At 73.9% G+C, this 13,225-nt stretch carries 7 protein-coding genes; all 7 read right to left on the bottom strand.

Annotated features, from left to right (window positions below):
* Window positions 1–22 precede the first annotated feature (22 nt).
* From ACZ6QQ_RS16325 to ACZ6QQ_RS16295, 7 genes are read right to left on the bottom strand one after another with little or no spacing between them, the layout of a single operon-like run.
* Entirely contained in the window at window positions 23–271 is a 249-nt protein-coding gene (locus tag ACZ6QQ_RS16325; protein WP_465877080.1) for a phosphopantetheine-binding protein, read from the bottom strand.
* 36 nt (window positions 272–307) lie between these two features.
* Window positions 308–1,054 (bottom strand): polyketide synthase, encoded by a 747-nt coding sequence (locus ACZ6QQ_RS16320; protein WP_329101441.1) that lies wholly within the window; start codon window positions 1,052–1,054, stop codon window positions 308–310.
* Window positions 1,029–1,838: an enoyl-CoA hydratase/isomerase family protein gene (locus ACZ6QQ_RS16315; protein WP_465877078.1), complete on the bottom strand. Its 810-nt coding sequence runs from the start codon at window positions 1,836–1,838 to the stop codon at window positions 1,029–1,031. The genes ACZ6QQ_RS16320 and ACZ6QQ_RS16315 overlap by 26 nt, the downstream gene beginning before the upstream one ends.
* 4 nt (window positions 1,839–1,842) lie before the next feature.
* Entirely contained in the window at window positions 1,843–3,090 is a 1,248-nt protein-coding gene (locus tag ACZ6QQ_RS16310) for a hydroxymethylglutaryl-CoA synthase family protein (RefSeq protein ID WP_465877076.1), read from the bottom strand.
* Between the two features lie 10 nt (window positions 3,091–3,100).
* On the bottom strand, window positions 3,101–3,859 hold the full coding sequence (locus ACZ6QQ_RS16305; protein WP_465877074.1) for a polyketide synthase: 759 nt from the start codon (window positions 3,857–3,859) through the stop codon (window positions 3,101–3,103).
* Window positions 3,856–6,648: a type I polyketide synthase gene (locus ACZ6QQ_RS16300; RefSeq protein WP_465877072.1), complete on the bottom strand. Its 2,793-nt coding sequence runs from the start codon at window positions 6,646–6,648 to the stop codon at window positions 3,856–3,858. Before ACZ6QQ_RS16300 ends, ACZ6QQ_RS16305 begins: the two co-directional genes overlap by 4 nt.
* Window positions 6,641–13,216, bottom strand: coding sequence for an SDR family NAD(P)-dependent oxidoreductase (locus tag ACZ6QQ_RS16295; RefSeq protein WP_465877070.1), 6,576 nt, complete (start codon window positions 13,214–13,216; stop codon window positions 6,641–6,643). The genes ACZ6QQ_RS16300 and ACZ6QQ_RS16295 overlap by 8 nt, the downstream gene beginning before the upstream one ends.
* Window positions 13,217–13,225: the final 9 nt, after the last annotated feature.

Raw genomic sequence — 13,225 nt, 5'->3', positions numbered from 1 at the left:
ACCCTTCCTCGGGAGATGAGGCCTACTGCTCCTGCTTGACCTTCAGGAACAGGTCGACGAGTTCGTCGACGTTCTTGAGGTTGGCCAGTTCGGTGCGGGGCACCCGGATCTTGAGTTCGCGCATCGACGCCGAGACGATCTCGACGATGTCGAGGCTGCCGAGCCCGAAGTCCTTCATCGACTTGGTGGTGTCGACGGGCTGGTCGTCCAAGCCCTCGGCGTTGAGCTGGATGTGCTTGGTCACCACGTCCACGACCTGCTGACGGTCCATCTTGGGGTGTCTCCTTGTTCTGATCGGTGGTGCTGGTCAGGTGAGGTAGGTCTCGGCGACGATCTCCGCAACCTCGGGTCGGCCGAAGCAGACCCGGTGCATCAGGTGCTCGCGGGACATCGCCGCGCGCAGCAGTTGGCGTCGGGGCTGGGCCAGGGTCTCCTTGGTCAGCTCCAGCACGTGCCGGGGTTTCTCGGCGATGCGCTGGGCGAACTCCAACGCGGTGGGGAACACCTCGTCGGCCGGGACGACGGCGTTGAAGAAGCCACGGCCGTCGAGGTCGCCGCCCCGGTAGTAGCGGGCGGTCAGGGTCAGCTCGGCGGCGGTGGCGGCCCCGACGGCGGCCGGTAGCAGCGCGGTGGTGCCCATCGCCGGGGTGAAGCCCATCCGGGCGAAGTTCATGGCGTACCGGCGGTTGCGGGCGGCCACCACGAGGTCGCAGCAGAGCGCCAGCACCAGCCCGCCGCCGACGGCGTGCCCCTCGAGGGCGCCGACGATCGGCACCGGGAAGTCCAGCATCGGCCGGGACAGCAGCAGGTCCTTGACGTGCAGGGCACCGGAGAGCACCCGTTGCAGGGCCTCCATGGTCGCCCCGGCGCAGAACACCTCCGGCCGGCCGCGCAGGATCAGCACCTTGAGCTGCGGGTCCTGGGCGAGTTGGGCCAGGGCGGCCAACAGCTCGTCGCAGAGCCGGTCGCTGAGGCGGTTGTCGTGCTCGGCGTCGTCGAGGGTCAGCTCGGCGACGCCGGGCTCGACCTCACGTACCCGAATGACTTGGAACATCCGTCCGCCCTCGGTAGCGTGCGAACCACGGCGGGGCGAAGCCCTCGCCGAACGACGTGACCCCCGCCAGGACGTCCGGCCGGGCCAGCCAGCCGGTGAACTGGTCGAGGCCGATCTCGATCTGCTGGTCGAGGTCGGCGGCGCTGAGCCGGTCGTAGTAGCGCTTGGTCTCGGCGAGCGCCTGCGGCGCGGACCGGAAGATCCGCTGGAGCTGGGCGCGCAGCGCCGTGCCGACGCCATCGGTGACCAGTTCGTCGACCAGGCCCCAGGTGTGCGCCTCGGCGGCCGGGATGCCCCGGGTGCTCAGGGTCATCGCCCGGAGGCGGGCCGGGCCGGTGCGCAGCAGCAGGAACGGCACGATGGTCGCCGGCACCAGGCCGACGATCGGCTCGGAGAGCATGAACCGCGCGGCCGGGGTGGCGAGCACCAGGTCGCAGGCGGCGAGCAGGCCGACGCCGCCGCCCATGGCCTCGCCGTCGGCGACCGCGATCACCGGTACCCGGGCCCGCCGGATCCGGGCCAGGCAGGCCGGGAGCCGGCGGAGCTGGTCGCGGTCCGGGAGCCGGCCGTGGACGAAGAACGCCTCCAGGTCGAGCCCACGGCAGAACGTCGGCCCCTCGGCGGCGACCACCATCGCCCGGCAGTCCGGGTCGGCGTCCACGGCGTCGAGCGCCGCCGTCAGCCCGTCGATCAGGTCGAAATTGATCGCGTTGCCGTTGGCGGGGGCGGCCAGCGTCACGAAGCAGACGCCGTCGGCGATCTCGGTGCGTACCGCGCGGTCCATTCCGTCAGCTCCAGCGGTAGTGACGGTGGTAGTCGCGGACGGCCTCCAGGACCAGCAGGTGCTCTCCCTCGTAGCGCTGGGCGTACAGGTCGCCGACGTCCTGGGTCAGCGGCTGGTAGGTGCGTTCGTCGATGTTCGTCTCGCAGGCCTTCTCGATCTGCTCGTACTGTGCGACGGAGAGCCGGACCCGGGAGTCGAGGTGCGCGTCCAGGTCGAGGCCGCGCACGTATCCGGTGGCGTCCGGTCCGACCAGTCCGCTGTAGAACTCGGCCTGGCAGCCGGAGCCGTACGCGAAGACCGAGAGCCGATCCCCGGCGGCCAGGTCGGTGGCGGTGTGCAGCATGCCGAGCAGGCAGATGAAGGTGGACGCTCCGTACGCGCTGCCGATCCGCCGGGCGAAGTGGGTGCTGGCGGCGACCCGGTCCCGCCAGCTCGCCTCGATGGCGGCCTTGTCGGTGACGCCGAGCCGGTTGAGCAGGGTCTTGTGCGCGACCTTGGTCATCCCCGGGAACGGGGCGTGATAGATGTTCTTCCGGAAGTACGACTCGAAGTCGACCTCGCCGACGATCGCCTCGTACCGCTCGTAGGTCTCCTCCAGCGCGTCCAGGTAGGAGTAGAAGCTGGTCGTGCCGGTGATGATCTCGGTACGCGAGTTGGGGCGCAGCGCGTCGGACAACTCGTTGGTCCAGTAGCCGGCCTTCTCCAGTTCCAGCTCGAACACGGCCGGCTCGGCGCTGACCAGCATGGCGACCGCGCTGCCGCCGGCCATCAGCTCACCGAGGTCGTCGTCCTCGGTCTGCACGTGGTTGCGGGTGCGGCTCAGGTCACTGTTGATGACCAGGGCCTTCTTGCCGGGGCGGACGTTCGACGCGACCCAGGAAGCGGCGACGCGCAGCGCGGCCGTGCCGCCGTAGCACATGTGCTTGACCTCGAAGTTGCGGCTGTGCGCGGGCAGCCGGCAGAACCGCTGCACCCAGGTGGAGATGGGCTTGCCGAAGTCCACCGCCGATTCGGTGGCCACCACGACCAGTTCGATCTGCGCACGGTCATCGTCGGTGAGGAGCCGTTCGGTGGCGTTGACGGCCAGGGTGACCGGGTCCTCGTACGGCGGGACGATGGCCCGCGACTCGTACGGGACCATCTGGCGGCGTTCCAGCTCGGTGAGGGAGCCGCCGCGCGCCGAGGCGAGGTCGGCGATCGTCAGGTACGCCCGACCGCCGTACAGGTTCAACTTCTCGATGCCTACCCGCATGGGAGTTCTCCTAGCTCAGGTATGTCTGGTCGAGCAGCGCGGCGCTGCCGGGCTGGGTGAAGCAGATCCGGTTCATCAGCGGCTCGCGGGCGATGGCCTCCTGGAGGGCGTGGCGCTTGGGCAGCGCGAGCGTCTCCTTCAGCAGTTCCAGCACGTAGCGCGGCTTCTCGGCGATCTGCTCGGCCAGGTCGGTGGCGTGGGCGAGCACCTCGTCGCCGGGTACGACCGCGTTGAACAGCCGCCGGTCGGCCAGCTCCCGACCCTTGTAGTACTTCCCGGTGAAGATCATCTCGGCGGCGACGTGGTGACCGACGGCGGCCGGCAGCAGCACCGACAGGCCCATCGCCGGGGTGAAGCCCATGCTGGCGGAGTTGACCGCGTAGCGGCGGTTCGCGGCGGCGACGGTCAGATCGCAGCACAGCGCCAGGGCCAGGCCACCGCCGACCGCGTGCCCCTCGAGGGCGCCGATCACCGGCACCGGGAAGCCCAGCAGCCGGTCGGCGAGGGCGAGCAGCCGGCGCTCGTCGTACACGCCGCTGGCCATCTCCCGGAGCATCTGGAGAGTGCCGCCGGCGCACCAGATCTCCGGGGTGCCGGTGACCAGGAGGACCTTGACCGACTCGTCGCCAGCGAGCTTGTCGAGGGCGGCGAACAGCTGGTCGACCAGCTCGTAGCTGAGCCGGTTCTCCCGGGTCGGGTCGCAGATGGCGAGCTGGACGATGCCCGAGTCGAGTCGGGTCACCGCCAGAACCGGATCGTGGTGGGTCACCTCGGGTCCTCCGTCGGCCGGCGGTACTGGGCGAGTTGTTCCGGGTCCAGCCAGCAGCGCCGCCGCTGGAACGGGTAGGTGGGCAGGTCCACCGGGGCGTGCGCGCCGCCGCCGAAGGCGGTCCAGTCCACCTCGACGCCGTCGGTGTGCAGGGTGGCGGCACTGGCGGTGAGGGTCTCCCAGTTGCCTACCTCCGGGTCCAGCGACCGCAGCCACCGGCCGGTCCCCCGGGGCAGGCAGCGTTTGCCCATCTCGATCAGGGTGTCCTTCGGGCCCATCTCCAGGAACGTGTCGTAGCCCTCGGCGGCGAGCGCCCGGGTGGCGTCCAGGAAGCGGACCGGCTCGCGGAGCTGATGACGCCAGTACGCGGCGTCGTGGCAGATCCCGGAGCGCAGCATGGTCGCCTGGTAGGTGGACATGAACGGGATGCGCGGCTCGCCGTACTCCTGCCCGGCGATGGCCTTCTCGAACTCGTCGAGGATCGGCTCCAGCAGCGGCGAGTGGGAGGCGTAGGACACCCGCAGCGGGCGGGTGAGCACGAAGTCCTCCTCCAGCCGTTCCAGCACCGCCTGCACGGCGGTCCTCTCGCCGGAGATGACGGTGTGCTCGGGGCCGTTGACGGCCGCCACGGCGACCCGGCCGGCGTACCCGTCCAGCAGCGCGGTGACGTCCTGCGCCGAGGCGGAGCAGGCGGCCATCATGCCGGTCGGCGGGAGCGTGCGGGTGAGCCGGCCGCGTTCCACGATCAGCCGCACCCCGGTCTCCAGGCTGAACACCCCGGCGACCCAGGCGGCGGCGTACTCGCCGAGGCTGTGCCCCAGCACCGCGTCCGGTTCGACGCCCCAGGAACGCCAGGTCGCGGCGAGGGCGCACTGGAGGGCGAAGAGGGTCGGCTGGGCGTACTCGGTGTCGTCGATCGGGTAGGTGACCCCGCCGTCGGGGTAGAGGACGTCCCGCAGCCGCCATGGGTGGTGGGCGTCGAAGAGTTCGGCGCAGCGGTCGATCACACCCCGGAAGACCGGCTCGGTCCGGTACAGCTCCCGGCCCATGTCCCGGTGTTGGCCGCCCTGACCGGGGAAGATGAACGCCAGCCGCCGGCGGGTGCCGGTGGCGACGGCGCCGACCTGGACGCCGTCCGGGCGCTCGCCGGCCGCGATCGCGGTCAGTGCGGCACGGGCCTGCGCGAGGTCGGTCACCGGGACCGCCGCACGGTGCGCGAAGTGGGTGCGGCGGGCGTTGGCGGTGTGGCAGAACGCGGCGAGGGTCGGGGTGGGTGGCGCGGCGAGCCGGTCGGCGTACCGGCGGGCCTGGTCGCGCAGGGCGTCCTCGCTGCGGGCGGAGAGGGTGAGCAGCCGGACCGGCCGGTCGTCGGCGACCGAATCAACCGAGGCGAGCGGCTCGGCCGCGTCGGCCGGAGTGTCGCCGAGGACGATGTGGGCGTTGGTGCCGCCGAAGCCGAACGAGCTGACGCCGGCGGTCCGCGCGCCCGCCGGGGACGGCCACGGGGTGCGGGCGGTGGCCACCCGCAGCGGCAGTTCGGCCCAGTCGACGTACGGGTTCAGCTCGCGTAGGTGCAGGTGCGGGGGGATCTCGCCGTGGTGCAGCGCGAGCGCCACCTTGATCAGGCCGGTGATCCCGGCGGCGGCCTCCAGGTGCCCGGTGTTGGTCTTGACCGAGCCGAGCAGCAGCGGGCGGGCCGGGTCGCGGCCCGGGCCGAGGGTCGCGCCGAGGGCCCGGACCTCGATCGGGTCGCCGAGGGTGGTGCCGGTGCCGTGCGCCTCGACGTAGTCGACCCGGTGGCCGGGGGTGCGGGCGTCGGCGAGCGCGGCCCGGATCACCGCCTCCTGGGCGACGCCGTTCGGGGCGGTGAGGCCGTTGCTGTGACCGTCCTGGTTGACCGCCGAGCCCCGGATCACCGCGAGGACCCGGTCCCCGTCGGCGCGGGCGTCGGAGAGTCGCTTGAGGACGACCATGCCGGCGCCCTCGCCGCGCACGTAGCCGTTGGCGCTGGCGTCGAAGGTGCGGCTGCGCCCGTCCGGGGAGAGCATGCCGATCTGCGAGAACGCCGCCATGGTCTCCGGCCAGAGCATCACGTTCACCCCGCCGGCCAGGGCGACCCGGGCGGTGCCGGCGCGCAGGCTCTGGCAGGCCAGGTGCACTGTGACCAGGGACGACGAGCAGGCGGTGTCCACCGCCATGGACGCGCCGCGCAGGTCGAACAGGTACGACAGGCGGTTCGCGGCGATGCTGAACGCGGTGCCGGACAGCCCCCGGATCGGCGCGCCACCGAGCAGCAGCGAGTAGTCCCAGGTGCTGATGCCCACGTAGACGTCGGTGGCGCTGCCGGCGAGCCGGGCGGGCACCTGACCGGCGTGTTCGAGGGCCTCCCAGGCGACCTCCAGCAGCAGTCGCTGCTGGGGGTCCATGCTGGCGGCCTCGCCCAGCGAGATGCCGAAGAAGCCCGGTTCGAACTGGTCGACCCGGTCGAGGAAGCCGCCGTCGCGGGTGCTCATGGTGCCCGGAGTGGCCTGCTCCGGGTCGTGGTACGCGGCCACGTCCCAGCGGTCGGCGGGAACCTCGGAGACCAGGTCCACGCCGTCGCGCAGCCGGGTCCAGAAGGCGTCGGGGCCGTCCGCGCCGCCGGGGAGGCGGCAGCCCACCCCGATGATCGCGATCGGTTCGGTCCGGGCGCGTTCGACCTCGTCCAAGCGGGCCTGCAGGGTCTCGATGGCGACCAGGGCCCGCTTGAGCGGGGAGAGCGCCTGAGAGGACGGTCCGGCGTCACTCATTGGTGTTCCTCACCTCCAGGGCGGAGAGCTTCGCGGCCAGCAGCGCCTCGACGTCCGCGTCGTCCAGGGCGGCGACCCGGGCGACCAGGTCGGCCGGGGCCTCGGGGGCAGGGCCCGGGGTCACCGGCGGCGGGGTGGCCGGGGTGGGCGACGGTCGGGCCGGCTCGGGGAAGAGTTCGCCGAGCAGGTGGTCGGTCAGCCGGGCCACGGTGGGGTGGTCGAAGACCAGGGTGCTGGGCAGGGCCCGGCCGGCGAGCCCGCCGAGCGCGTTGCGTAGTTCGACCGCCATCAGCGAGTCCAGGCCGAGGTCCCGCAACGGTTGCTGCGGGTTGACCGGTTGGCTGGTGGGCAGCCCGAGGATGGTGACGGCGGTGTCCCGGACGTACTCCTGAAGGAGCTGCCGGCGCTCGGTGGGGTGGGCGGCGGTGATCCGCTCGCGCGGCCCGCCGGTCGCCGGGGTGGGTGCCGCGCCGGTCGGGGCGGCGGCCGGGGTGACGCCGAGCCGGGTCAGCAACGGCGGGGCGTCGGCGCCGTACTGGCGCAGGTGGGTCGGCCAGTCCACGGCGAACACCCCGGCCTGCACGGCGTGCGCGTCGAGGAGCCGACCGAGGGCGGCGGTGGCGTCGTCGGCGGTCAGCGGCCGGAAGCCCTGCCCGGCAAGCCGCTGCCGCTGCTGGTCGCTGAGCCGGGCGGCCATCCCGCCGTCCGCCCACGGCCCCCAGTTGACGCTGGTGGCGGGAAGCCCTCGGGCGCGGCGGTGCTGGGCGAGCGTGTCGAGGAAGGCGTTCGCGGTGACGTAACCGCTCTGCCCGGCCGAGCCGAGCAGCGACGCGACCGACGAGCAGAACACCAGGAAGTCCAGCGGCAGGTGCCGGGTGAGCCGGTGCAGATTCCAGCCACCGGCGACCTTCGGGGCGAGCACCCGGGCGAAGCGCGGCCAGTTCTGCTGGTCGAGCACACCGTCGTCGAGCACGCCGGCGGCGTGCACCACGCCGCGCAGTGGCGGCAGGTCGGCGGCGATCCCGGCGAGCAGGTCGGTCAGGGCGTCCGGGTCGGCCACGTCGGCCTGCCGGACGTGGACCCGCGCGTCCGGGTGCAGGTCGCGCAGGGCCGCGGCGACCTGCGGCGTGGGGGCGCTGCGGCCGACCAGCACCAGGTGCCGGGCGCCGCGCGCCACCAGCCACCGGGCGATCGCCGGGCCGATTCCGCCGAGACCTCCGGTGACCAGGTACGTGGCGTCGGGGTGCACGGCCGGCGGTGGCTCGTGGGTGACCACCACCTTGCCGACGTGCCGAGCCTGGGCCATATGGCGGAACGCGTCCACCGCCCGGTCCAGGTCGAACGCGCGCAGCGGCAGCGGGTTGAGCCGGCCCTCCCCGAGTGCGGCGGTCAGGTCCCGCAGCAGGGTGCGGACCAGCGCCGGGTCGTCGTCGGCGACCGCCCCGAGGTCGTACGGGTGGTAGGCGACGTCAGGGCGGTGGGCGGCGACCCGCTCGACCGCCCAGATGCCCCGCTTGCCGATCTCCAGGAACCGCCCGCAGGGGCGGAGCAGGTCCAGGCTGTACGGGATGAAGTCGTCGGCGAGCGAGTTGAGCACAACGTCGACGCCCGCACCGTCGGTGCGCTCACGGATCTGGTCGGCGAAGTCCAGGGTGCGCGAGTTGAAGACGTGTTGCACGCCCAGGTCGGTGAGGATCGGCCACTTGGCCGGGCTGGCGGTGGCGAACACCTCCGCCCCGGCCGCCTGGGCGAGTTGCACGGCGGCCAGGCCGACGCCACCGGCGGCGGCGTGGATCAGCACCCGGTCGCCGGGCTTGAGCGCGGCCAGGTGGTGCAGCCCGTACGCGGCGGTGCAGAACGCCACCGGGATCGTGGCAGCCTCGGCGTGGCCGAGGGTCGCCGGGAGCGGGGCGACCCGGTCGGCGGCGACGGTGACGAAGCTGGCGAAGCTCGCCGGGGCGAGCGCGAGGACACGGTCCCCGACGGCCAGGTCCGGCACGTCCGCGCCGGCGGCCACCACCACCCCGGCGCACTCCAGGCCGAGCGGTCCCGCCTCACCCGGATACATGCCGAGCGCGTTGAGCACGTCCCGGAAGTTGAGCCCGGTGGCGTGCACCCGGATCTCCACCTCGTGCGGTGCCGGCTGCCGGCGGGCGGCCGGGTCGAAGGTGAGGTTCTCCAGGACACCCCGCGCGCGGATGCCCAGCCGCACCGGCCCGGCCTCGGCCGGCGGCGTGGCCGGCACCAGCCGGGGCACATGGACGGTGCCGGCGCGCAGCGCGAGCTGGTCCTCGGCGTCGGCGGCGCGCAGCAGGTCGGGCAGTTCCGGCGGCACCGGCCGGGGGTCGGCCGGGTCGAGGTCGAGGCAGGTCCAGCGCAGGTCGGGGCGTTCCCGGCCGACCGCCCGGGCCAGGCCCCAGATTGGCGACTGGGTCACCGCCACCGGCGCGTCGTCCGGGGTGACCGCCCGTGCGCCCCGGGTGAGCAGCCAGACCGGCGGGGTCGGGCCGTCGGCGGCGGTGAGCACCCGGGCCAGGTCGAGCAGGACGCGGACGGTCCGTTCGTGTGCGGTCAGCACGTCGCCGGTGGTCGGCTCGGCCTCCGGCCCGAAAACCGCAGGGGTGTCCAGGCCGGCGAGGTGCACGACGCCCCGCCACGGCCGGTCGGCGGTGAGCTGGCCGTGCAGCCGGGCGGCCAGGTCGTCGGCCGGGTCGGCGGGCAGCACGACGACCTCGTCGCCCCGGGCCCGCAGCAGGTCGCCGAGCGCCTCGGCGGAACCGTCCCGGTCGGCCAGGAACAGCCAGGCCCCGCCGCCGTCCCACTCGGCCGGACGGGGTGCCCGCGCCGGCTCCCAGGCGATCTCGTAGCCGAGGTCGGCGTTCCGGCGCAGCGCGTCCCGGCCGGCCCGCCGCAGCAGCAGCCCCTCGACCCGGGCCAGTGGCGTGCCGTCCGGGGCGTACAGGTCGAGGTCGGCGACGGTCGTGTCGTCGTCGCGGCGACGCAGCGTGGCGTGGCTCCACACCTGCGCCCCGGCCGGGGCTGCCGCGGCGAACCGGTCCAGACCGATCGGCAGCCAGGCGGCGGCCAGGTCGTCGGGGAGCGCGGCCAGGACCACCTGGAGGGCCGCGTCGAGCAGCGCCGGGGGCCACCGGTACGCGCCGGCGGTGGCGGCCACGTCGGCCGGGAGGGCGACCCGACCGAGCGCCTCGTCGGTGCCCCGCCACAGGTCGCGTACGCCGGTGAAGGCCGGCCCGTAGCCGATGCCGACGTCGCGCAGCCGCTGGTAGAACGGCGTGACCTCGGCCGGGGTGAGTCGGTCGCGCAGCGCCGCCACGTCGACCGGTGGTCCGGGCGGCGGGGCGTACCGGGCCACCACGCCTTCCGCGTGCCGGGTCCAGGGCTGGTCGTCGACGGCGGTGGCCGGCTGGCTGAACACACCGACGCTGCTCCGGTCACCGCCGGCGGGGGTGAGCACGGTCTGCACCGCCACCGGCGCGTCGGCGGGCAACACCAGCGGCTCGTGCAGCACCAGGTCGGTGACCTGGACCGGACCGGGGTCGCCGTGGGCGGCCAGGGCCAGTTCCAGGTAACCGGTCAGCGGCAGCAGCGCCGCGTCGTGGACGCGGTGGTCACCGAGGGCCCCGACGGTGGCGTCCAGGACGCCGTCGAAGGTGGGCAGGGCGGTGCGGGCCCGCCGACCGAGCAGCGGGTGCCCGCCGGCCGGCCGGGCGACGGCGGGTCGGGCTGTCGGGCGCAGCCAGTGCCGTCGCCGCTGCCACGGGTACGCCGGCAGCTCCACGCACCGGCCGGCGGTGGGGTGCAGCCGTCCGAAGTCGACGGGGTGGCCGGCCCGGTAGAGGCCGCCGAGGGCGGTGAGCAGGGCGGTCCGTGGGTCCGCGTTGGCCCGCATCGAGGCGAGCACGACGGCCCGTTGGCCGGTGCTCTCGAACTGCTCGACGATGGGCCGGGCCAGCACCGGTTGCGGGGCGACCTCGACCACCGTCCGCAGGGCGGTCTCCACGCCGAGGTGGGCGAGGGCGTCGGCGAAGCGGACCGGTTCGCGGATGTTGCGTCCCCAGTACGCCGCGTCGAAGTCCCCGTCTCCGGCGGCGCGTCCGGTGACGGTGGAGACGATCGGCACGCTGGCCGGCTGCGGGGCGAGCCCGCGCAGCGCCGCCACCAGCGGGGCCTGGAACGGTGCCATCTGCGGGCTGTGGAAGGCGTACTCGACCCGCAACATTCGGCTGGCCACGCCCCGGGTGGTGAGCGCGGCGAGCACCTCGGCGAGGGCATCCGGGTCACCGGCGAGCACGGTGGCGGTGGGCCCGTTGACGGCGGCCACGGTGAGCCGCTCCGCGTACCCGGCGACGACCGCCTCGGCCTCGGCGACCGGCAGCGCGACGCTGGCCATCCGGCCGAGCCCGTGCGCCTGCTGCATCACCCGTCCCCGGTGGTACGCGACCCGCAGCGCGTCGGCGAGGGTGAGCACCCCGGCGACGTGGGCGGCGGCGATCTCGCCGACGCTGTGCCCGATCACGGCCTCCGGTTCGATCCCCCACGAGCGCCACAGGGCGGCCAGCGAGACCTGCACGGCGACCAGGGCGGGCTGGGCGATCTCGGTGCGGTCCAGCCGGGAGCGGGTCTCGTCGGCGCGGATCTCGGCCAGCAGCGACCAGTCGGTGTGGGCGCGGAGCAGCTCGTCGCAGTGGCGCATGGTCTCGGCGAAAACCGGTTCCTGGTCCAGCAGATCGCGGCCCATGCCGGCCCACTGGGCGCCCTGCCCGGAGAAGACGAAGAGTGGCCCGGCGGGCGGGTCGGGGACGGTTCCGTCGACCGGCAAGTCGACCAGGGCGGCCAGCTTGTCGGCGAGTTCGGCGGGCGTACGGCCGGTCACCATGGCCCGGAACGGGTGGTGACTGCGCCGCACCCCGGCCGTCCAGACCAGGTCGCGCAGCGCCGGGCCGACGTCGGTGGCCAGCAGCGACCGGTACGCACCGGCCAGGTCCCGCAACGCCTGCGGGCTGCGCGCCGACAGCGGCAGCAGCTCCACCCGGTCGGCCAGGCCGTCCGTGGGCGCGGCCCGTGCCGAAGCGTCGGTGGGCGCGGCCGACGTGGGACTGTCGGTCGGGGCGGCCGACGCGGGACGGTCCGTCGGCGCGACCGACGCGGGCTCGGCGGGTGCCGGGGCGTCGCCCACCACCAGGCAGCCGTTCGTGCCGGACCAGCCGAACGAGCTGACCGTGGCGTACCGGGGATGGTCGCTGGCCGGCCACGGGCGCGACTCGGTGGGGATGACGAACCGGGTGCCGGTCAACGAGGTGTTCGGGTTGAGGGTGTGGAAGTGCAGGTGAGCGGGGATCGCCTGGTGCCGCAGGGCGAGCACGACCTTGATCAGGCCGGCGATGCCGGCGGCGGCCTCCAGGTGGCCGATGTTGGTCTTCACCGAGCCGAGTGCGATCGGCCGGCTGGTGTCGGTGGCCGGGCCGAACACCTCGGCGAGCGCCTCGACCTCGATCGGGTCGCCGAGCGCGGTGCCGGTGCCGTGGGCCTCGACGGCGTCCACGTCGGCCGGGTCGACGCCCGCGTTGCGCAACGCCTGCGCCACGATGAGCTGCTGGGAGAGGCCGCTCGGCGCGGTCAGGCCGTTGGTCCGACCGTCCTGGTTGACCGCCGAGCCCCGGATCACCGCGAGGACCGGGTCGCCGTCGCGCCGCGCGTCGGAAAGTCGCTTGAGGACGATCGCCCCGCAGCCCTCGCCCCGGACGAAACCGTCGGCGGCGGCGTCGAAGGTCTTGCACCGGCCGTCGGTGGCCATCATCCGCATCTTGGTGGTGGCCATGGTGAAGTGCGGGGCCAGCGCCAGGTTCACCCCGCCGGCCAACGCGGTGTGGCACTCGCCGGCGCGCAGGCTCTGGCAGGCCAGGTGCACCGCGACCAGGGACGACGAGCAGGCGGTGTCCAGCGCGACGCTGGGCCCACGCAGGTCGAGCAGGTACGAGATGCGCCCGGCCACGACGCTGTGTGAGGTGCCGGTGCCGGTGTACGTGTCGATCTGGTCGGGGTCGGCGTACTGGAGCCAGGTGTAGTCGTTGCTGTGGCTGTGGACGCCGACGAACACGCCGGTCTGGCTGCCGGCGAGCCGGTCGGTGGTCTGGCCGGCGTGCTCCAGGGCCTCCCAGGCGACCTCCAGCATGATCCGCTGCTGCGGGTCCATCTGGTCGGCCTCCCGGGGGGAGATGCCGAAGAAGGCGGCGTCGAAGCGGTCCACCTGGTCGAGGAAGCCGCCCCAGCGGCTGCTGACCCGGCCGGGCACGGTCGGGTCCGGGTCGTAGAGGGTGTCGGCGTCCCACCGGTCGGCCGGGACCTCGGTGATCGCGTCCACCCCGTCGCGCAGCAGCGCCCAGAACGCCTCCGGGCTGTTCGCGCCGCCGGGGAACCGGCAGCTCAGACCGACGATCGCGATCGGTTCGGTGCGGGCACGCTCGGTGGCCTCGAGTTTGGCGCGCAGGTCGCGCACCGCGGTCAACGCGCGTTGCAGCGTCGCCGCCGAGGGGTGTGCTGAGGACATGTCGGTTCC

The organism is Micromonospora sp. NPDC049529 (genome assembly GCF_055586685.1).
This window is presented reverse-complemented; position numbering and strand designations above follow the sequence as displayed.

What these genes read in the sequence shown, in the direction of transcription:
- ACZ6QQ_RS16325 (WP_465877080.1), bottom strand. Translation starts at nt 271, where the DNA reads ATGGACCGTCAGCAGGTCGTGGACGTGGTGACCAAGCACATCCAGCTC.
- ACZ6QQ_RS16320 (WP_329101441.1), bottom strand. Translation starts at nt 1,054, where the DNA reads ATGTTCCAAGTCATTCGGGTACGTGAGGTCGAGCCCGGCGTCGCCGAG.
- ACZ6QQ_RS16315 (WP_465877078.1), bottom strand. Translation starts at nt 1,838, where the DNA reads ATGGACCGCGCGGTACGCACCGAGATCGCCGACGGCGTCTGCTTCGTG.
- ACZ6QQ_RS16310 (WP_465877076.1), bottom strand. Translation starts at nt 3,090, where the DNA reads ATGCGGGTAGGCATCGAGAAGTTGAACCTGTACGGCGGTCGGGCGTAC.
- ACZ6QQ_RS16300 (WP_465877072.1), bottom strand. Translation starts at nt 6,648, where the DNA reads ATGAGTGACGCCGGACCGTCCTCTCAGGCGCTCTCCCCGCTCAAGCGG.
- ACZ6QQ_RS16295 (WP_465877070.1), bottom strand. Translation starts at nt 13,216, where the DNA reads ATGTCCTCAGCACACCCCTCGGCGGCGACGCTGCAACGCGCGTTGACC.